Origin of the sequence: Pseudarthrobacter sp. SORGH_AS 212 (assembly GCF_030818145.1) — a bacterium.
In the GTDB taxonomy this organism is placed as follows: Bacteria; Actinomycetota; Actinomycetes; order Actinomycetales; family Micrococcaceae; genus Arthrobacter.
Map to the genome: position 1 here is coordinate 1,987,811 of NZ_JAUTAA010000001.1, position 19,086 is coordinate 2,006,896.

At 66.5% G+C, this 19,086-nt stretch carries 17 protein-coding genes and 3 pseudogenes; 9 read left to right on the forward strand and 11 right to left on the reverse strand.

All coding sequences use genetic code 11. The features are described 5' to 3' along the window. Positions 1-40 precede the first annotated feature (40 nt). Positions 41-991 carry an EamA family transporter gene (locus QE394_RS09085; RefSeq protein WP_349034346.1) on the forward strand — a complete coding sequence of 317 codons (951 nt, stop codon included), beginning with the start codon at positions 41-43 and terminating at the stop codon, positions 989-991. A 3-nt stretch (positions 992-994) separates the two neighbouring features. On the opposite strand, the pseudogene QE394_RS09090 reads toward QE394_RS09085, so the two are convergent. The 3 genes and pseudogenes from QE394_RS09090 to QE394_RS09100 all read right to left on the reverse strand — a co-directional run. After that, positions 995-1,171: pseudogene (locus QE394_RS09090) on the reverse strand (cyclase family protein); the annotation flags it as partial. A 137-nt stretch (positions 1,172-1,308) separates the two neighbouring features. After that, a complete protein-coding gene (locus tag QE394_RS09095; protein ID WP_349034347.1) occupies positions 1,309-1,683 on the reverse strand; it encodes a nucleotide disphospho-sugar-binding domain-containing protein in 375 nt (124 codons plus the stop codon). 730 nt (positions 1,684-2,413) lie between these two features. Continuing rightward, positions 2,414-2,542 (reverse strand): annotated as a pseudogene (locus tag QE394_RS09100) (hypothetical protein); the annotation flags it as partial. A gap of 92 nt (positions 2,543-2,634) precedes the next feature. Between QE394_RS09100 and QE394_RS09105 the strand changes: the two are divergent. Then, a complete protein-coding gene (locus QE394_RS09105; RefSeq protein WP_261618791.1) occupies positions 2,635-3,345 on the forward strand; it encodes a TetR/AcrR family transcriptional regulator C-terminal domain-containing protein in 711 nt (236 codons plus the stop codon). A 71-nt stretch (positions 3,346-3,416) separates the two neighbouring features. On the opposite strand, the gene QE394_RS09110 is transcribed toward QE394_RS09105, so the two are convergent. Continuing rightward, a complete protein-coding gene (locus tag QE394_RS09110; protein ID WP_349034348.1) occupies positions 3,417-4,904 on the reverse strand; it encodes an FAD-dependent monooxygenase in 1,488 nt (495 codons plus the stop codon). A 313-nt stretch (positions 4,905-5,217) separates the two neighbouring features. Further along, positions 5,218-5,418: a hypothetical protein gene (locus QE394_RS09115; protein ID WP_056077326.1), complete on the reverse strand. Its 201-nt coding sequence runs from the start codon at positions 5,416-5,418 to the stop codon at positions 5,218-5,220. 291 nt (positions 5,419-5,709) lie between these two features. Here QE394_RS09115 and QE394_RS09120 point away from each other — a divergent pair, with 291 nt between their 5' ends. Together QE394_RS09120 and QE394_RS09125 are read left to right on the forward strand one after the other, a co-directional pair. Next, the gene (locus tag QE394_RS09120; RefSeq protein ID WP_261618789.1) at positions 5,710-7,053 is read left to right on the forward strand and encodes a glycosyltransferase family 87 protein; all 1,344 of its coding nucleotides are present in this window, start codon (positions 5,710-5,712) and stop codon (positions 7,051-7,053) included. A gap of 61 nt (positions 7,054-7,114) precedes the next feature. Next, a complete protein-coding gene (locus QE394_RS09125) occupies positions 7,115-8,338 on the forward strand; it encodes a glycosyltransferase family 87 protein (RefSeq protein ID WP_349034349.1) in 1,224 nt (407 codons plus the stop codon). Here QE394_RS09125 and mptB read toward each other — a convergent pair. Next, positions 8,335-9,954 (reverse strand): polyprenol phosphomannose-dependent alpha 1,6 mannosyltransferase MptB, encoded by a 1,620-nt coding sequence (mptB, locus tag QE394_RS09130; RefSeq protein ID WP_349034350.1) that lies wholly within the window; start codon positions 9,952-9,954, stop codon positions 8,335-8,337. The genes QE394_RS09125 and mptB overlap by 4 nt on opposite strands. Positions 9,955-10,095: 141 nt before the next feature. Then, positions 10,096-10,497 (reverse strand): MerR family transcriptional regulator, encoded by a 402-nt coding sequence (locus tag QE394_RS09135; RefSeq protein WP_156368342.1) that lies wholly within the window; start codon positions 10,495-10,497, stop codon positions 10,096-10,098. A 229-nt stretch (positions 10,498-10,726) separates the two neighbouring features. Between QE394_RS09135 and QE394_RS09140 the strand changes: the two genes are divergently transcribed. Beyond that, the gene (locus tag QE394_RS09140; RefSeq protein ID WP_349035394.1) at positions 10,727-12,178 is read left to right on the forward strand and encodes a SulP family inorganic anion transporter; all 1,452 of its coding nucleotides are present in this window, start codon (positions 10,727-10,729) and stop codon (positions 12,176-12,178) included. A 42-nt stretch (positions 12,179-12,220) separates the two neighbouring features. On the opposite strand, the gene QE394_RS09145 is transcribed toward QE394_RS09140, so the two are convergent. After that, positions 12,221-12,637 carry a hypothetical protein gene (locus tag QE394_RS09145; protein ID WP_261618785.1) on the reverse strand — a complete coding sequence of 139 codons (417 nt, stop codon included), beginning with the start codon at positions 12,635-12,637 and terminating at the stop codon, positions 12,221-12,223. A gap of 259 nt (positions 12,638-12,896) precedes the next feature. Between QE394_RS09145 and QE394_RS09150 the strand changes: the two genes are divergently transcribed. Next, a complete protein-coding gene (locus QE394_RS09150; RefSeq protein ID WP_156368341.1) occupies positions 12,897-13,478 on the forward strand; it encodes a hypothetical protein in 582 nt (193 codons plus the stop codon). An 88-nt stretch (positions 13,479-13,566) separates the two neighbouring features. Here the strand turns inward: QE394_RS09150 and QE394_RS09155 are convergent, their stop codons facing one another. Both QE394_RS09155 and QE394_RS09160 read right to left on the reverse strand, forming a co-directional pair. After that, complete coding sequence (locus tag QE394_RS09155; protein ID WP_349034351.1) at positions 13,567-14,196, reverse strand: substrate-binding domain-containing protein; 630 nt, start codon at positions 14,194-14,196, stop codon at positions 13,567-13,569. 307 nt (positions 14,197-14,503) lie between these two features. Next, positions 14,504-14,596: pseudogene (locus tag QE394_RS09160) on the reverse strand (LacI family DNA-binding transcriptional regulator); the annotation flags it as partial. 130 nt (positions 14,597-14,726) lie between these two features. Here QE394_RS09160 and QE394_RS09165 point away from each other — a divergent pair. The 3 genes from QE394_RS09165 to QE394_RS09175 are packed head-to-tail and all read left to right on the forward strand — an operon-like array spanning position 14,727 to position 17,778. After that, the gene (locus QE394_RS09165) at positions 14,727-15,956 is read left to right on the forward strand and encodes a Gfo/Idh/MocA family oxidoreductase (protein ID WP_349034352.1); all 1,230 of its coding nucleotides are present in this window, start codon (positions 14,727-14,729) and stop codon (positions 15,954-15,956) included. Next, positions 15,953-16,651 (forward strand): ThuA domain-containing protein, encoded by a 699-nt coding sequence (locus QE394_RS09170; protein WP_349034353.1) that lies wholly within the window; start codon positions 15,953-15,955, stop codon positions 16,649-16,651. The genes QE394_RS09165 and QE394_RS09170 overlap by 4 nt, the downstream gene beginning before the upstream one ends. Then, complete coding sequence (locus QE394_RS09175) at positions 16,636-17,778, forward strand: Gfo/Idh/MocA family oxidoreductase (protein ID WP_349034354.1); 1,143 nt, start codon at positions 16,636-16,638, stop codon at positions 17,776-17,778. The genes QE394_RS09170 and QE394_RS09175 overlap by 16 nt, the downstream gene beginning before the upstream one ends. Here the strand turns inward: QE394_RS09175 and QE394_RS09180 are convergent. Further along, a complete protein-coding gene (locus QE394_RS09180; RefSeq protein ID WP_056077352.1) occupies positions 17,775-18,926 on the reverse strand; it encodes a GGDEF domain-containing protein in 1,152 nt (383 codons plus the stop codon). The genes QE394_RS09175 and QE394_RS09180 overlap by 4 nt on opposite strands. Positions 18,927-19,086: the final 160 nt, after the last annotated feature.

Consider the following 19,086-nt stretch of genomic DNA (forward strand, 5'->3'; position numbering starts at 1 on the left):
GCATTTCCTGCGGCACCCGCCGCAGCCTGACACTGTGGGGATGGACGCTACTTTGCTGCATGGCGCGGGGAAGACCCGCGGTGCGACGGGCACCCCGGGCGGGCCGCCGTCGTCGTTGGTGCGTGGCCTGCTGACCATGACCGGGGCGGGGGTCAGCAACCAGCTCGGCGCCGGAATCGGCGCGCATGCCTTCCCGGCGATCGGGCCGGCAGGGGTGGTGGCCGTGCGCCAACTCGTGGCAGCGGCCGTGCTGCTTCCCGCGGCGCGGCCGCCGTTGCACCGCTTTACCTGGCGGCAGTGGTGGCCGGTCCTCCTGCTGGGCGCGGCCACGGCCCTGATGAACATCTGCCTGTACATGGCCATCGACCGGATCGGGCTGGGGCTGGCGGTTACTCTGGAATTCCTGGGTCCGCTGGCGGTGGCGCTGCTGTCCTCGCGAAGCCGCTGGGACCTGTTGTGCGGGATTGGCGCCGGGGTGGGCGTGTACGTCCTGGTGATGCCCGGGCCCGCGAGTGACCTGGTGGGGATCCTCATCGGCCTGGGCGGCGCGGCGGGCTGGGCGGCCTACATCCTGCTGAACCGCGTGGCCGGCCAGCGGCTGCCCGGCCTGCAGGCTCCGGCGGCCGCCAGCCTGGTTTCGCTGGTGCTTTACGTACCCGTGGCCATCCACCTGCTCGCCAACGGCCGCTTCACCGGACCCGCAATGCTGTACGCCGCCGCAGCCGGAATTCTGTGCTCGGTGGTTCCGTATGCCGCCGACCTGATCGCCCTTCGGTTTGTTCCTGCCGGCTTTTTCGGGGTGTTCATGAGCATTAACCCAATCCTCGCGGCAGTCTCCGGCATTGTGGTGCTGGGCCAGGTGCTGATGCTCCATGAGTGGCTGGGCATCGCCCTGATTTTCGCGGCGAATGCCGCGGCGATCTGGCTCGCGGGACGGCGGCGGCGGATTCCCGGACGGGCCGGGCAGCTGGTCACTTCACGGCGGAGCTGACGCTCACAGCATGGCCGTGGCGTTGGCCGGCGAGCCTGTTCCGCCGGTGATGTTGAGCGGTTTGATGCTGATGAACGCATCCCAGTGACCGGCGTTGCGCATGTGCCGCGCCAGCGGGCCAAGGCGCCACAGCTCGCCCAGGGGCATGCCCAGCTTGGCGAGGAGTTGCTGGTGCATCATATTCAAGACAGCAGGCGCGCAGTGGTGCGACAAAGAGCGATCGCAAAACGCCGCCATTTATCGCCAACATTCACAACATTGATTCTCTTCAACGAATCGGCTGCCTTGTAGCAGATACGGGTCTTTATTGGAACGCGCTACATTTGCTTCGCGGCGGCCCGCAGCGCTGTCGCGACGGGCGTGGTTCCATCTTCCGTTGCCAGCATTGCTGCCAGTTGGCGTTCTCGTGCGGCGTAGGCCGGCGTCGTGGTGGCCTGCGTGATGGCGTCGGCCAGCCGTTCGGTGGTGAGTTCCTTGTAGGGGACCGGTTGCGGGCCCCCGCCGAGGGACGTGATCCGTGCGGCCCAGAACGGTTGGTCCGTATATATCGGCACGCTGACCGTCGGCACGCCGGCGCGCAGCCCCGCCGCGGCGGTTCCTGCTCCGGCGTGGTGGACGACAGCGGCCATTTGGGGGAACAGCCATTCGTGCGGAACGGCACCGATGCTGATGGCATCGGGGCCCGGCGACACCCTGCACGCCTTGCAATACCGCGCGAACCCCCGCACGGTGCGCGGCGTCGAGCATAAAGTCTGCATCCAGGGCCGCACTGCTACCAAAACCAATGAACACCGGGGGCGGTCCATCCGCAAGGAACTCGACCAGCTCCGCAGGTGCCTGCCAGCCCGGCTCAACGTCCGACCACCAATAACCGGTCATAGTGAGCCCGGATCGCCAGTCCACCGGGCGTGGGAAGATCGTGGGGCTGAAGCCGTGAAGAACGGGACTGTTGGCTTTCCTCCGGGCACGGTCGGATGCAGACCGGGCCTTTTTGGGAAGGCAAAGCATCTGGCGGATGCGGGCACTCGGGGCATCATAGGGCGCTTTCCCAGCGGATATTAGAGACCCAAGCAGTTTGTTTCCGACCGAGCCGAGGCTACGGGCCGATCCCAAAGTCACGGGCGGATAAGCTCTGCTTGGTTCGATCGGCTGCAGGTGGGCGCCGATGGCGGGGACACCGAAGGCCTCCGCAACATCGTAGGCATAGGGGGCGATCGCGTTGGCCAGGATCACGTCGGTGCCGGCCTCGGCAGCGGCAAGAGTGCCGGTCGCGGCCAGGTCCATATAGTCACCCAGTTCGCGCATGTACCTGCGCAGATCCCCGCCCGTAGCCTTCTCCCCCGGCGCGGCAGGGCTGACCAGGTGGCTCATATCACCGGGTAATTCGCGGTACTCACACCCAGCTGCGGTAACCAGCGGGGCATACGCGGCATTAGCCGCGATTGCCACGTCATAACCCAAGGCTTGAAGTCTGCTGCCAAGCCCGGCCATCGGGGCAACATCCCCTCGGGTCCCCGGCGTAATCATCAGTACCCGCACAACATTCCTCATTCCGCCAAATTGCGATCACCGTTCGCAATCAAGCGTATAGTGGAATAGGTACGGAACCTAACCCAGACGGCTAGACAAAAGGCGAAACAGGCATGCCCTCTCATGACCACGTTGATATTTGGCTGCGGCCGGAGCGTTCCGGTGTCGGGCCAAAACCGGAACACTCACGCGCGGGGATTGCCGCGGCGGCGATCGAAATCGCCGACCGGGACGGCCTGGCAGCGGTGTCCATCCGACGAGTGGCCGCTGGCATCGGAGCCGGCGGGGCATCCTTGTACCGGTATCTGAAATCCCACGACGAGCTCATCGAACTCATCGTTGACACGGTCAGTAGTGAATACGACCTTGACCCCTCCGATGCACCACCACCGATGCAGCTGCTGAATCTGGCACGGCAAGGCCGGGCCATTATGCACCGACACCCCTGGCTGGCGCCTCTGCTACTGACCCGGCCTTCAATGGGCCCCAACACTCTCCGCTACCTGGAGCGCGTTTTGTCCGCCATGGAGTCGGTGGACATGCCAGGGCCCGCCAAGCTGCAGACCGTGGCCATGATGACAGCCATCACCTCCGCCTACGTACAAAATGAGCTGGCATCAGCCGACAACACCGGAACTGCCCTCGACGGAGAAAACGTTCGCTTGAAGTACCTCTCCAAAGTCATCCAGTCCGGGAATTACCCACTCTTCGCCGGCGCACTCACCGGACAACACCCCCCCGGAAGCCCAGAAGAAGTATTCACGACCGTCATCACCAACTACCTCGCGGGCGCAGGCCTTCCAGCCGCCGTCGGTTCCGCCTGAGGGCACCTAAACCGCCAAACCGAGCTGTGGAAACCCGCCATTCTGAAAGTTCTCCAGTATTCGCAGGCTCCCTACTGGGCAGGTCCAAACCACCGAAATGCTGCCTCAGCGAGGCCCTCGGCAGTACCCTCCCCCACCCACGCCACATAGCCGTCCGGACGGACCAACACGGCCGACGGCGAAGCAACAGTTCCGAGGACCGGCAGCTCCCACTCACCCCTGTAGTACGCGTCCACCAGCTGGACCGCCGGCGGCAGGGGTGTGGAGTCAACGGTGCCGGCGGTCCCCAGATTCAGCAGGACAGGGCGTGCGGTGTGCAGCAGCGTGTACATCCTGAGAGGCCCGGCCTGCGTCTCCAGGTCCAGGTCCGGCATCCGGCGCCCGAGCAGCGGGTGGCCTTCGCCCAGGTCGTAGTGCACGTCCAGGCCCGACTGCATTCCGGCGAACCGGCGGCGCGGCTCCTCCATGCCCAGCAGCTCGGCCACCACCTCACCCACGGCGGTGATCCTGGGATCCGGGCGGCGGAGCGCCGACTGGGCCATGGTGTTGCGCAGGACCCGCGCTGCCACGGGATGGCGCTCTTCGCTGTACGTGTCCAGGAGGCTTTCCGGTGAGGTCCCGTGGAGCACCTGCGCCAGCTTCCACCCCAGGTTCACGGCGTCCTGGACGCCGATGTTCAGGCCCTGGCCGCCGTCGGGCGCATGGGTGTGCGCCGCATCCCCGGCCAGCAGGATCCGCCCCTTGCGGTAGCTGGCAGCCTGCCGGGTGGCGTCCGTGAACCGGGAAATCCAGGTGGGGCTGTGCGCGCCGTAGTCAGTGCCGCACACGGCGGTGAGGGCAGCACTGAGATCGGCCAGGCCCGGCTCGCCGCTGCCCACGTGCTCCTCGGTGACCATGACCGCCACCGGGCCGCTGTCCGCATACACCACCTTGCCGTCCTGGATGATGTACTCGCGCCGGCCGAAGGAGTGGATGCCGAACGGGTTCTTGTGCACGCCGAACTCCGGCTGCCCGGTCATCTCCACCTCGGCGATCAGCGCGCTGGTGGTGGGGTCCCAGCCGGGAAATTCGATGCCCGCAGCTTTGCGGACCAGGCTGCGGCCGCCGTCGCACCCCACAACAAAGTCCGCGTGCAGCGTCCGGCCATCCGTCAGGGAGACCTCGACGCCGGCGCCGTCCTGCGCAACGCCGGTCGCCCCGGTGCCGCGGTGGAAAGTCACGGGCAACCCGCCCACCCAGCCGGCCAGGATGCGCTCAATGTGGTTCTGCCACAGCCCCAGCCCGTACGGGTGGCGGGTGGGAAACCCCGTGAGGTCGAAACGGGTGCCGGCGAAGCCCGCCACCTGGGCAACCTGCCCTTCGGTGAGGAACCGCTCCGCGATGCCCCGCTGGTCCAGCACCTCAAGGGTGCGGGCGTGGAGGCCGCCCGCCCGTGCGCCGGCGAGCTCCTGACTGGGACGCCGTTCCACCACTGCCACATCCACCCCGGCAAGTGCCAGCTCACCGGCCAGCATGAGCCCGGTGGGCCCGCTTCCCACAATCACTGCCTGGTGCTTCATCCCCGCGCTCCCCGTCCGTCGAGGGGCCGCGCTGATGGCACGGCCTACGGCGAACGATTATCCGGCCCACCCGGGGCCTTGCCGCAAGCCCCACCCCAGGCGATACATTGGAACTACAGGAGCTTGCACGCTGGCCAGTAACCGCCGACGGAGTCACACGCAAAAAGCGCCTGCCACCCCTTTCGAAAAGGGGCGGCAGGCGCTTTTGTTGCTCTCACTCATGGACGGATCAGAAGCTGGTTCGCAGATCCGAATCCGGAAGGCTGGGTTCCGTGAACAAGCTTCGGACGGGCCGGCCGGGGCGGGCGGATTCCTACCAGGCCTGGTGTTCCCGCGTCGTGCCGAAGGGGACGGCGTCGCTGAGGGCCACGGTGAACTTGTCCACTCCGTGGCGGGTAACCAGGATGCCGTGCCGGCTGTCCATGGCATGCTTCCTGGCCACGGAGACGGCGGCGTCCAGTTGGCTGTCCATGCTCTGGCGGTCGGAGACGGTGAAGGTCAGGGGAAAATTCATTGGTAGTGCCTTAGGGGTGGTGTGGATGGGAGTGGAAATCTGCGCTCCCCAAGGCTGCAGTGCCTGGGCTCTATGGTGCATGACGCATCCGCCGCCAGCAACTTTAGAAAAATACCGCAGGTCAGGCAGAGGATTGCGCTTTCCGTGGCTTATTCAATTACGGCCGGTCAATGGCAGTGAATTAGAGTTGAAGCCGGGCGGAAACTGTTCCAGGCCCTTCGATGTTCCTGAACGACGCCGCTGTGCGCCTGCCGTGCGGCAGCGTCCAGCCACCCGCGCAACCACTTACGTGTGCCACGACCTGACAAGGATCCCGCCATTTCCACGGACGCTTTCTTCGGCAATCTCACCCGGATCCGCAACGTCATCATCCCCGGCAGGGCGCGTGCGGTGCTGAACACGCCGCGCGGACTGCTGGGCGGGTTCATCGTGGTGCACCTGGTCTTCCTCATCTTCGCGGCCTCTTTGTCCCTGCGCGGCGAGGCCTTCAGCGATACGTTCATCTACCGCGACTGGGCCATGGCCGGGTTCAACGACGCCAACCTGTCCGGTGGCCCCAGCCCCTGGGTATACCCCATCCTCGCGCTCATCCCCATGGCCATCGCCGGCGCCGCCGGACCGGGACCCTTCTTCTTCCTCTGGGTCCTGATGACCACCCTCCTCAACGGCTGGGCCCTGCTCAAACTGACCGAACGCGGCCGCAACACGGACGCCATCCCCGCGGGCTGGTGGTGGCTGGCTTTCACCTTCCTGATGGGCTGGCTTGGCTTCGCCCGCGTGGACGGCCTCACCGCTCCCCTGGTCCTGGTGGCCCTGGCCTACGGCGTGGGCCGGCCGTTCATCGCCTCCGTCCTGCTGGCCATCGGCACCTGGGTGAAGGTGTGGCCGGCGGCCATCATGCTGGCCCTGTTCGCTGTGGTCAAGAACCGGCTCGTGGTGGTCCTGGCCGGGCTTGCGACGTCGGCGGCCGTCGTCGCGCTGGCAGCAGCGCTCGGCAGTGTCCCCAAGCTGCTGAACTTCCTCACCCAGCAGGGCGACCGCGGCATGCAGCTCGAAGCCACCTTCACCACCCCGTGGCTCTGGCTGTCCGTCCTGAATGCCGGCGGCTCCCGCATGTACATGAACACGGACATCAACTCCATGCAGGTGGACGGCCCGGGAACCGCCACCATGTCCGTGCTGATGCAGCCGCTGCTGATCCTGGCAGCCCTCCTGGTGGCCGGCCTGACCTTCTGGGCACTCCACAACGGCAAGCAGCACAAGGTGGCCGGCGGCGTGGACCGCACCGAGCTGCTCCTGGCCGGCGCCCTCGCCCTTGCCGCAGCATTCGTGGTGTTCAACAAGGTGGGCTCCCCGCAGTTCATGGTGTGGCTTGGCCCCGCCGTCGCCGTGGGCCTGGCGCACAGCTGGCGTGAATGGCGCGTCCCCGCGGTGATGCTCATCGCCATCGCCGTGGCCACCTACTTCATCTACCCGCTCTTCTACGACGCCCTCAGCCACAACAACCCGTGGATGGCGCTGGTGCTGACCATCCGCAACGTCCTGCTGGTGGTCCTGTTCCTGTGGAGCGTCCGCCGGCTGTACCTGCTGGGCAAGAAAACGCCGGCATCTGCTCCTGCGCTGAAGGAGTCCTGACATTTCCACGACGTTCTTTGACCGCCTGGTCAGTGTCCGTACCCGGCTGCTCCCGGCGAAGGTGGTGGACTGGTTCGCCAAGCCGTCCAGCGTGTGGTGGGGTTTCGCCGTCGTGCACCTGTACTTCCTGGGCTGGATGGCCTCCTTCTTCCTGAACGGCGACACGTTCAGCGACACGGAGCAATACCGCCAGTGGGCCACGGACGGCTACAACCCGCAGGACCTGGACGGCAAGATCAGCCCCTGGGTCTACCCGGTGCTGGCCCAGCTGCCCATCTTCCTGGCGAACATCGCCGGGCCCAGCCTGTACCTGCTCATGTGGTTCCTGATCATCACGGCCCTCAACGCCGTCGGGATCCTGTACCTGACGCGCGGGCCGCGCAAGATCAGCGGCATCGCCCCCGCGTGGTGGTGGCTTTTCTTCACCATCTTCATGGGCTACCTCAGCTTCGCCCGGGTGGAAGGCATCACCGCCCCGATCGTGCTCATCGCACTGCTGTACGCGGCGGAACGCCCCGTCGTTGCCGGCGTCCTGCTCAGCATCGCCACGTGGATCAAGGTATGGCCCGCGGCCGTCCTGGCGCCCATCGTGATCGCCAGCCACAAGCGCATCCAGGTGGTCCTGGCCGGCGCCGGAGTTACCGCCGTCGTGGCCCTGGGGACGTGGCTGTCCGGCGGCCTGCCGCACATCATGGACTTCCTCCTGAACCAAGGCGAACGCGGCATGCAGCTCGAAGCCACCTTCTCCACGCCGTGGGTGTGGCTGAGCGTCTTCAACATCGCCGGGTCCAAAATGGCGGACAACACGGCCATCAACTCCACCGAGGTCTACGGCCCGGGCGCCAGCACCGCGGCGTTCCTGATGCAGCCGCTGCTGATCCTCGCGGCCGTGGTGGCCGCCGTCCTGTTGGTCCGCGCATTGAAACGCGGGGCCGAACGCGAGGAACTGTTCCTCGAGGGGTCCCTGATGATGGTCACCGCCTTCATCGTGTTCAACAAGGTGGGCTCGCCGCAGTTCATCATCTGGCTGGCTCCGGTGATCATCGCCGGCCTCGCGCACGACTGGGACCGCTGGAAGGTCCCGGCAGCGCTGCTGATGGGCATCGCCCTGACCACGTTCGTGATCTACCCGCTGTTCTACACTCCGCTGATCCACGCCCACCCGGTCATGGCGGCCATCCTGACCACCCGCAACGTTTTGCTGGTAGTGCTGCTCTGGTGGTCGGTGAAGCGGACGGCCGAGCTGGGCCGGAAGAATTCCACCCCGGTAACTGCCGGGGCCTAGCCCCTTCCGGCCTGGTCCACGGACGTCCGGTCCGCGTTGGCGCGGCGGGCCGCCCGGCGCTCCGCCACCCACTGCCAGCCCGTGCGGGCCAGGTCCAGCGGACGCCCTTCGATGAGCAGCTTGCGTGTATGCACGTCGAGGAATAGAAGGTAGAACGTAAAGGCCAGCGCGGTGACGAACGCCAGCGACGACGGCGGGATGGGCAGTTCCACGAAGCCCCAGACGGAGAGCTGGTCCTGCGCGCCGAACACCACGAAGAACGTGACGCCCACGTACAGGGACCGGATCTGCCAGTCGTCGCGGATGCCGGTGACGGCCAGGAAAGGCAGGAACCACAGGATGTACCAGGGCTGGATGATGGGCGAGAGCATCACGACGGCGGTGAACGCCAACGCCATCCGGCGCACCGCCCGCGAATAGTCGCCGCGGAACATGAGCAGCAGCACCAGCCCGATGGCGGTCCACTTCATGCCGGTCCGAAGCCACGTGGCCAAGGTTCCGCCCGGCAGGCCGAGGACGTTGGCGAGGAACTCCACCTGCTGCCCCAGGAACCCTGAGGGTGAGTAGCCGGTGTAGCCGGGGGTGGTGTCCAGGATGGCCCACGTCCAGCCCATACCAAGGTTGTACGGGATACCGCTCAGCAGCAGGACGGCCAGGCTGATGCCCGCCGTGGCACCCCACATCAGGAACTTCCGGAGCCACGACGCCGACGGCCCGGCCCACATCACACCGATGAACGGCAGCAGGAGCACGGTGATGGGCTTGATGCCGATCGAGGCGGTGACCAGCAGGATGCCGAGCAGGTAGCGCCGGGTGGCCGCGAAGTACACGCCGGCCACGGCCAGGCCCACCATCAGGGCGTCATTGTGGGCGCTGGCGATGAAGCTGATCAGGAACAGCGGGTTGGCCACCGTGATCCACAGCGCCCGGGCCCCGTTGATGCCGTGCAGTTCGGCGAGCTTGGGCACGTAGATGACGCAGAGCAGCACGCCGACGCCGGCAAGCAGGCGGAAGAGGAGGACGGACGCGTCAGGCTGGGCTCCGGTCAGCCCCACCACACCGCGCGCGAGCCAGAGGAAGTACGGTCCGTAGGGTGTCCGGTTTTCCGCCCAGGCGGGATCGGCGCCGAGCGCGAACCAGTTGTTAAGGGTGGAAATTCCCACCTCGTACGGGTTTTGGCCTTCCTGGACCAGCCGCCCCTGGCCTGTGTACGCGTAGACGTCGCGGGAAAACACGGGGACGCAGAAGATCAGCGGCAGCGACCACGCGGACACGGCAATGACCACGGACCGCAGGGATTTGCTGCCCCAGTCCGCGAGCCGTTGACCCAGCCGCAGCCAGGAGCGCATGAGCAGCATGGCGCCGAGGGTGAGGAGGAAGGTGGAGACCGTGACGCCCCATCCTTCGGTGCGCAGGGCGATGACCACTGGCTGGCGGATCATGGGCGAGCCGTTGGCGATCCACCCGGTACCGATGGAGCCTACGAACATCATCAGGGAGCCGATGAAGCCTTCGATGGTGGCGAGGTAGGCACGTCCTTTGGCCGGCGCGGACGCCGTTGCCGGTGTGCCCGGCCGGCTGTCCGAAGTCCGGAGGTGTGACCCGCCTGCCGTCATGATTGTGTCTGGTCCCCTACCTGGTTGCGGCGCTGGCTGGACCAGCGAGAATAGGCCGCCCTGCAACCCGCCCATTTTATCAGCCGGCTTTGCTGCTGCTCCGGTCCGCGGCCGGGAGACGCCCCACAGTTTCGTGAAGCCTTACTGCGCGTGGAGTAGCGCCAGGAACTCATCTGCCATGCCGAGTTGTTCCTCCAGCTTGGCACGGCGCCGCGCGGCCTCCTCGATGAAGGTGTTCAGCTCCGCTCTGATAGCGGTTTCATCCTGGCCGGGCTCGGAGGCCTCCAGCGCGTCAATGACCCGCAGGAGCCCGGCCATGGCCTCGAGGGTGAATCCCAGTGGCTTCATCCGGCGGATCACCAGCAGGCGGGTGAAGTCGCGTTCGGTGTAGAGCCGGAAGCCGCCCTCGGTCCGGCCTGACGGTTTGAGCAGGCCCACCTCGTCGTAGTGCCGGATGGTCCGCAACGACATCTGCGACCGGTCCGCGAGCTCGCCGATGTGCATCGTCGCCACCACTTCTTCGGCGGTCATTTCCTTCACCATCACGTCACCAACCCTGGTCAACCCTCACGTTAGGGTAGTGTTGCACACGCATCCGGACGTTGCCGGTGCATTCCTTCTCCACCCATTGTCTTCCATGACCGGGCTGGACCCGTGCGCAGCGTGGCGCAGAAACGTTCCCCACCGCTCTTCCCCAACAGAGCCGAGTCCCTGGAGCCGCTCCTTGGCCGTCGCCGACCGCCCCCGCCTTCTCCGGCAACCCATCACCGTCATGACCGCCCTCCGCTCTCCGCGGCAACTGTCCCGCGAGGTCCTCGCCGGGATGGTCACAACACTCGCCCTGGTCCCGGAGGTCATCTCCTTCTCGATTGTCGCGGGAGTCGATCCGATGGTGAGCCTTGTCGCCTCCATCGTGCTGGCCTTGGCGATGTCCATCCTTGGCGGCCGGCCGGGAGTGGTCACAGCCGCAGCCGGTTCCGTGGCCCTGGTCATTGCCCCGCTGGTGCACGAGCACGGCGTGCAGTACGTCCTGCCGGCGGTGCTCCTCGCCGGCGTCATCCAGGTGGTCTTTGGCCTGGCCGGCCTCGCCCGCCTGATGCGGTTCATTCCCCGCTCGGTGATGATCGGGTTCGTCAATGCCCTGGGTGTGCTGATCTTCATGGCGCAGGTTCCGCACGTCCTCAACGTCCCGTGGCTCGCCTATGCCCTGTTCGCCCTGACTTTCGCGATTATTTTCATCCTTCCGCGGTTCACGAAGGTGGTCCCGTCGCCGCTGGTGGCGATCGTCGTCGTGACCGCAATCGCGATCATTGCCGGCCTCGCGGTTCCAAACGTCTCTGACGAGGGGCCCCTCACAGGCAAGCTTCCCGGCTTTACTCCGTTCCTCTTCCCGGTGAACGTTGAGACGTTCCAGCTGATCCTGCCCACCGCGCTGAGCGTGGCCTTCGTGGGGCTCATGGAAACGCTCCTCACCGCAAAACTCGTGGACGACATCACCGACACCCCGTCGCACAAGGGCCGCGAGTCCTGGGCGCTGGGCGTCTCGAACATCCTTGCCGGTTTCTATGGCGGCATCGCCGGGTGCGCCATGATCGGGCAGACGGTGCTGAACGTGAAGACCGGGCAGGCCCGCACCCGCATCTCCACGGTGGTGGCCGGGGTGTTCCTGCTGGCGCTGGTAACGGGGCTCAGCTCGATCATGGGCCAGATTCCCATGGTGGCCCTCGCCGCCGTGATGATGGTGGTGGCCGTCACCACCGTCGACTGGCACAGCGTCAAGCCGTCCACCCTGAAGCGCATGCCCCTGCCGGAGACGCTCGTCATGGGCGTGACGGTCGCCGTCGTGGTGTTCACCGGGAACCTTGCCTACGGCGTCCTGGTGGGTGTGGTGCTTGCCATGGTGCTGTTCGCGCGCCGGGTGGCCCACGTCATCAGCGTGGAGCGGAAACTGGCGGACGACGGCGAAAGCGTCCGCTACGACGTGGTGGGGCCGCTCTTCTTCGGCAGCAGCAACGACCTCGTGGAACACTTTGCGTACGCCGACGACCCCGCGTCGGTGACCATCAACCTCAGCCGTGCCCAGATTTGGGACGCCTCCACCGTCGCCGCCCTCGACTCCATCGAAACGAAATACGCCAACCACGGGGCAAAAGTGGCCATTGAGGGCCTCGATGAACGCAGCACCGGATTCCACCGCCGCCTCAGCGGGCACCTCGGCTCCTGACACTTCCGGCCAGTTGAGCCCGGGCCAGCGGTCAGGTGCGTGCTAGCGCCGGACGAGGATGTTGGCCTGGATCAGGGCATAACCCTGGCCCACCAGGTCCCCGGTATCCCCGCCGTCGGCCACCACGGCCGCCTCGCTTCCGTACCCCAGAAGATTGGTGGTCAGCACCGGCCCGCCGTCCGTTGCGCACGCCGAACCCCACCGGTCCTTGCCTTCGTCCGCAACCTGGATCAGGCAGAATCCCGCCTTCTGGTCGGGGCGGGCAAGGTAGAACCGGAAGCCTCCGTGATCGGCAGCCAGCCTGACAGTGGAGGGGTCAGTGCCCTTGAGGTCCACGAACACGGGAACCTCATCTTCGGCGGAAGCTGCCCGGTCAAGAATTGCCATGCCCGGCTGCTGCGGCTCCGGGCTACATGCCGCCAGCGTCAGCATCGCCACGGCTACAACTGCGGACGTCACTACAGAGCCTCGGACCGGCACGATTCCCCCACACCTCAAAAGAAAATATCTACTAGCAACGATATTGCCGGGGAACACGTTCCGCAAAAGCGACTTGACTTGATCCATGCAGCAATTCGATGTTATGAAAAGCGACGGACCGAACTATTTACCAGCATGTCTCGTGGCCGTCAATTCATAAACAAGGGAAATTGCACCGGATATCCCTGCTACGCTCTATCCGCCATCGAAATCGTATGGATTTACAAAATGGGGGAAAATGAATATCAGAAAAATTCTTTTGGCAGCCACAATCTCCGCAGGCCTCAGCCTCGGCCTCGCTGGGCCTGCCCACGCATCCGAAACGCCGCCGGCGGCGCCTTCCAGTGACAATGTCCAGGCCGCAGTAGACCACCACTTTGCGAACCTTAATGCGCCTGCCATGCCTTCCAAGGGGGAGATGGCCGGCACGGATGCCGTAGGGGACACCTACCGCGTCACCATCACCGGCCAGCAGTACGGAACCGAATCTCCGGACATTCTGACAAGCTGCAGGAATCCCGGCGCAACCTGCAGCCTGTCCCGTGCAGTGACCATGTCCGCCACAGTTTCGGGTGGGTTCGGATTGTCGGCGGGCGCCGTCAGCGCACAAGCGGGACTCAGCTATTCGGTATCCGTCTCCGATACTGTCTCCTGCACGTCGCCGGTCCTGGGCTATAACCAGCTTTACATCGCACGCCCGTCTGGAACATTCGTTTTTTACAATGTTGACCGTTACAACCTCTTCGGTTTTCATACCGGCACTGAACGTGGAACAGCGTTTTTCCCCACAGGTGTTTCGTGCCGGGTGATTTACGGGTAGGACAATACGGGGATGAGGGCACCCATTACCTGAATTTGGGGATGGGTGCCCTTTCGTGCTCCAGGAGATTGAATGGCCAAGGGCAGGACTATTCCCCGTGAGGGGCCGCCGTCGATTCCCGGACCACCAGCTTCGTGGCCAGCTCGACCCTTCGGGAGTCCGGCACCTCACCCTGGACCTGGCGGAGGATAATCCGGAGGGCCGCCCGGCCGATGTCCCGCAGCGGCTGCGCCACTGTGGTCAGGGCCGGAACGGACTCCTCCGCCTGCCGGATGCCATCGAATCCCACCACGCTGAGCTCCTGCGGGATCCTGACCTGTTGACGGAGGGCTTCGGCGATAACGCCCAAGGCGATGGTGTCACTGGCGGCAACCACCGCTGTGGGCCGGGGCTCGAGCAACAGCAGGTCGCGGAGCCGCCGCGCGCCGTCGTCGGACCTGAACTCTCCGGCCAGGACGTACCGGTCCTCCGCAGCGATTCCCTGCGAGCGCAACGCCGCAAGATAGCCGTGCAGCCTGGCCTGGCTGCACTCCACCGTCTCAGGACCGCCAAGGAACGCTATGCGCCGGTGTCCCAGTGACAGGAGATGCGCCGTGGCATCCTTGGCGCCGGCCCAGTCGGTGCAGCCGACGCTTACCGCCTGCTCCGACGGCGGATTCAGCGGATCGATGACCACCACGGGAACGCCGCGGCGGGTGAAAGGCGTCCAGCGGCGCATCGCCGAAGGCCGAGGTCACCACGATCATTCCGCACCGCCCCTGGTCCACGATGCGCTGGGCACGTTGCTCCGGGTTGGGCGCTCCCCCGCGCGAACCCGTGCTGCTCAGCACCACCTCCACGCCGCCAGCCGCGGCCGAATCCATAATTCCGGCCAGCACCTCCGCCGTGTAGCCGGAGTTCAGGGAGTCGACCACCACCTCCACCACCGGGACTGCAGCGAGGGAGCGGCGGTGCTGCACCGGCGACCTGTAACCCGACTCCTCCAGGATGGCGAGGACCCGCTTCCGGGTTTCAGCGGCAACGTCCGGCCGGCCGTTGATCACCTTGGAGACGGTGGGAACTGAGACGCCGGCCTGCCGCGCCACCGCCGAGAGTGTCATCCTGCTGCGATTGGCCATCCGCGCTTCCCATCCCGTCGTCGAAAGTTTTCGGTGACTGAAAGTCTTGACGCGGAAACAAAACCCAAATTAGCGTCAAGTTATCCCGAAATAGTACCGAAAACTTTCGAACGGCTGCAAAGAGGCACCTATGGCAAACCCCACCCCGCTGCGCATAGGCATGGCCGGCTACGCCTTCATGGGCGCCGCACATTCGCACGCCTGGCGGACGGCCCCGCGGTTCTTCGACCTCCCGCTGGTTCCGGAACTGACCGCCCTGGCCGGCAGGAACGCCGACGCCGCGGCAGCAGCGGCCGCCAAGCTGGGCTGGAGTTCCACCGAAACGGACTGGCGCCGACTCATCGAGCGGGATGACATCGACCTCATTGACATCTGCACTCCCGGCGATACGCACGCCCAGATTGCCATTACCGCGCTGGAAGCCGGCAAGCACGTCCTCTGCGAAAAACCCCTGGCCAACACGGTGGAGGAGGCCGAACGCATGGCCGCCGCGGCACGGTCCGCCGCCACGCGCGGTGTCTACGCCATGTGCGGCTACAGCTACCGCCGCACCCCGGCCCTGGCGTTGGCCAAGCGGATGGTGGACAGCGGCAGGCTGGGGACCATCCGCCACGTGCGCGCACAGTACCTCCAGGATTGGCTAAGCGACGCAAATGCCCCCATGACCTGGCGCCTGGACAGGTCCAGGTCCGGCTCCGGCGCGCTGGGCGACATCGGCGCCCACATCATCGATGCCGCCCAGTGGATCACCGGCCAGCAGATCTCCGGGGTGTCGGCGCTGATGGAGACGTTCGTCCGGGAACGGCCCCTGGCGGGCGACCTCGTGGGCCTCGGCGGCCATGGAAACCTCGACGCCGGCTCGCCCCGGGGAGCGGTTACGGTCGACGACACGGCGATCTTCACGGCAAGGTTCGACGGCGGCCCGGTGGGGGTTTTCGAGGCCACGCGCTATGCGCTGGGGCGGCGGAACGCCATGCGGCTGGAGATCAACGGCAGCGAGGGCTCCCTCGCCTTCGACTTTGAGGACAACAACGTCCTGTCCTTCTATGACGCCGCCGAAGGGCCCGACGCCGGCTTGCGCAGGATCATCGTCACCGAGCCCGAGCACCCCTACGTGGGGAACTGGTGGCCCACCGGCCACGGCCTCGGCTACGAGCACGGCTTCACCCACCAGGTGGTGGACCTGGTGACCGCCCTCGCGGCCGGCCGCCAGCCTGAACCGTCCTTCGATGACGCCCTGCAGGTGCAGCGCGTCCTCGCAGCGGTGGAGACGAGTGCGGGCAATGCCTCCCGCTGGCAAGAGATCCGCCATCCAGACCCAGCCTCCAGCTCCTATGCACATGAAGGAATATCCCTATGACCGGCACGAAGAACGCCCTGGTGGTCCGCGGCGGGTGGGACGGGCACCAGCCCGTCGAAGCAACAGACCTGTTCATGCCCTTCCTCAAGGACCACGGGTATGACGTCCGGATCGAGGAGTCCCCCAAGGTCTATGCCGATGCGGACTACATGGCCGGCGTGGACCTCATCGTCCAGTGCATGACCATGAGCACCATCGAAAAGGACGAGTTCGCAGGCCTGCGGGCCGCCGTCGAAAACGGGACCGGCCTGGCGGGCTGGCACGGCGGCATCGCAGATTCGTACCGCAATACCTCCGACTACCTGCACCTGATCGGCGGGCAGTTCGCCTGCCACCCGGGCAAACATCCGGACGAGCGCCACGGGGAACAGGCGGACAACTACGTTCCCTACACGGTGAACATGCTTCCCGCCGCAGCAGACCACCCCATCACCCGCGGCATTCCCGACTTCGACCTGGTCACCGAGCAGTACTGGGTGCTGGCCGATGACTACATCGACGTCCTGGCCACCACCACCCAGAAAGTACGGTCCTGGGATCCGTGGCACCGCGAGGTCACGTCACCGGCCATCTGGACCCGCCAGTGGGGCGCGGGAAAGATCTTCGTCTGCACGCCCGGCCACCGCGTGGAAATCCTTCAGGACACCAGCGTCCGCACCGTCATCGAGAGGGGGCTGCTGTGGGCCAGCCGCTGACCGCGGGCACCGCCACCACGGTCGGCATCATCGGCTGCGGTGCCATCAGTGCCCAGTACCTGGCGAGCTTTCGCCGCCTGCCGAAGGTCCGGCTCACGGCCGTCGCGGACCTGGACCTGTCCCGCGCGCAGGCTGTCGCGGACTCCTGCGATGGCGTGCGCGCCGTGACGGTGGACGAACTGCTGGCTGATCCCGCCGTCGGCCTCGTCCTGAACCTCACCATTCCTGCCGCCCACGCGGACATCGCGCTCCAGGCCATAGCCGCCGGGAAGGCCGTGTACGGCGAAAAGCCGCTGGCGGCGAGCACCAAGGAGGCCCGGGAGGTTCTGGACGCTGCGAAGGCGGCCGGCGTTGCCGTGGGATGCGCTCCGGACACGGTCCTGGGCACTGGAATCCAGACCGCGCGGAAGGCGATCGACGACGGCCTGATCGGCACCCCCATCGCCGCCACCGCCGTCATGGCCACCCCGGGACACGAGCGCTGGCACCCCAATCCGGACTTCTACTACCAGCCAGGCGGCGGCCCGCTGCTGGACATGGGCCCGTACTACGTCACCGCGCTGGTAACCCTGCTGGGTCCTGTGGTTTCCGTGACCGGCGCCGCCAGCCACACCAGGGATCAGCGCACCATCGGCTCCGGACCCCGCGCCGGCGAAACCGTACCCGTCCACGTGGACTCGCACGTGACCGGGACACTGACGCATGCCGGCGGCGCCATCTCCACGCTGGTGATGAGCTTCGACTCCGTTCGCACCAAGAGTCCCAACCTGGAGATCCACGGCGAGCGCGGCTCGCTGGTGGTTCCGGACCCCAACAGGTTCGACGGCGACGTGGAGCTTTTCACGCCCGGTGCAGCGGACTGGGAGGTGCTGCCGGTTTCGGCCGGCTATGTGGGCGCGGGCCGCGGTTTCGGGATCGCGGACCTGGCGACCACCGCTCCCGGCAGCGAGCCGCGGGCCGGGGGCGAGCTGGCGTTCCACGTCCTGGATGTCATGGAATCGCTGCTGGAGGCTGCACGGACCGGCGCCGCCACAGAGGTGCGGAGCACCGCGGCCAGGCCAGCACCGGTCCCGCTGACTCCCGCCCGGCCGGAGGACGGCCCGGACGGCCGCCTGCCCCGCGCCTAAACGCGCCCGTCGCTGCGGGCGCTCCGGTTCCGGCCCAGGGACTTGGCCGTGTACAAAGCCGTGTCCGCTGCCGCGATGAGATCGTCCACCTGGGAGGTCCCGGCGTCGTACGTGGAAATCCCGTAACTTGCCGTGGGCATCTCCACCCCGTCCAGGCGGGCGTCCGCGGCGAGGCGGCGGCTGATCTCGGAGGCCACCAGCTCTGCCCGCTCGGGGCTGGCCCCGGGCATCAGGAGGACGAATTCCTCGCCGCCGTAACGGCCCACCAGGTCGGTGGTCCGCACGGTGGCGGTGCAGGCATCCGCGAACCGGCGCAGTGCCACGTCCCCGGCCGCGTGGCCGTAGGTGTCGTTGACGGATTTGAAGTGGTCCAGGTCAGCCAGGATGAGGGCCCCGGAGGCACCGGTGATGGCCCGGTCCGCCAGCTGCTCGGCGGCCAGGTCCAGGAAGGCTTTCCGGTTCAGGAGCCCGGTGAGGTCATCTCGCGAGGCCACCACGCGCAGGGCCCGCGTCTGCTGCTCGCTACTGAGGGCCGCCATGCTGAAGGACACCACCACAAGGAGCACCATGGTCACCAGCGTGGTGACGGCGGACCCGAACACTGTGACGAACGTGCGCCCGTCCTGGCCTTCCAGGACGAAGGCCAGCCAGCGGAAGAAATAGTAGACGGCCAGGCCACCGGCGGAGACCGCCATGGGGATACGGACCCGGGAGTACCCAGGCTCCAGGCGCCAGAGTTCGCGTGAGGCCAACCCGATGCTGATGCTCATGGCGGCAAGGAAAACGGTCCCGCCGGACCAGGTGTTGGTGGCCGGGCTGTCCAGGGCCGACGCCACCAGGGTGGCCAGGGGAAGGCCCGCGAAGGCCCAGATGCGCGGCCGGACGGTACGCAGGGACCGGGCGCCTGCCCAGACGGCCACGCCGCCGTTTACCAGCAGCACGTTGCCCACGGGGTTGGCCCAGATCTGGTGCGGCGTCCCGTCCAGCAGGAAGCAGCCGGAGCCGCCCAGGAAGAAGATCAGGGCCACGCACCACCAGCCGCTGTACGGCGAGCGCGTTACCCGGTACGCCGAGAAGTAGAACAGCACCACCAGGACCAGGGCCATGAGGCCGAAGGCGATCCGAAGGGTCGTCGTATCCAGAACCATGTCTCCGAAAGTCCCCCAAACGCCGAAACCCTAACTGCCCCCAAGTATCGCACCGCCCCGACGGGCCCGCACCCACCCGCAACGCCATGACGAACGTGTTCGGACCGCCTAGGGTGGAAGATGCTGCCGGATCACCGGCATGAGCCACCAGAAAGGCCCG

Excerpts from the sequence above, each read along its gene's own strand:
- QE394_RS09085 (WP_349034346.1), top strand. The coding sequence starts at position 41 with ATGGACGCTACTTTGCTGCATGGCGCGGGGAAGACCCGCGGTGCGACG.
- QE394_RS09105 (WP_261618791.1), top strand. The coding sequence starts at position 2,635 with ATGCCCTCTCATGACCACGTTGATATTTGGCTGCGGCCGGAGCGTTCC.
- QE394_RS09110 (WP_349034348.1), bottom strand. The coding sequence starts at position 4,904 with ATGAAGCACCAGGCAGTGATTGTGGGAAGCGGGCCCACCGGGCTCATG.
- QE394_RS09115 (WP_056077326.1), bottom strand. The coding sequence starts at position 5,418 with ATGAATTTTCCCCTGACCTTCACCGTCTCCGACCGCCAGAGCATGGAC.
- mptB (WP_349034350.1), bottom strand. The coding sequence starts at position 9,954 with ATGACGGCAGGCGGGTCACACCTCCGGACTTCGGACAGCCGGCCGGGC.
- QE394_RS09135 (WP_156368342.1), bottom strand. The coding sequence starts at position 10,497 with ATGGTGAAGGAAATGACCGCCGAAGAAGTGGTGGCGACGATGCACATC.
- QE394_RS09140 (WP_349035394.1), top strand. The coding sequence starts at position 10,727 with ATGACCGCCCTCCGCTCTCCGCGGCAACTGTCCCGCGAGGTCCTCGCC.
- QE394_RS09150 (WP_156368341.1), top strand. The coding sequence starts at position 12,897 with ATGAATATCAGAAAAATTCTTTTGGCAGCCACAATCTCCGCAGGCCTC.
- QE394_RS09155 (WP_349034351.1), bottom strand. The coding sequence starts at position 14,196 with ATGCGCCGCTGGACGCCTTTCACCCGCCGCGGCGTTCCCGTGGTGGTC.
- QE394_RS09165 (WP_349034352.1), top strand. The coding sequence starts at position 14,727 with ATGGCAAACCCCACCCCGCTGCGCATAGGCATGGCCGGCTACGCCTTC.
- QE394_RS09170 (WP_349034353.1), top strand. The coding sequence starts at position 15,953 with ATGACCGGCACGAAGAACGCCCTGGTGGTCCGCGGCGGGTGGGACGGG.
- QE394_RS09180 (WP_056077352.1), bottom strand. The coding sequence starts at position 18,926 with ATGGTTCTGGATACGACGACCCTTCGGATCGCCTTCGGCCTCATGGCC.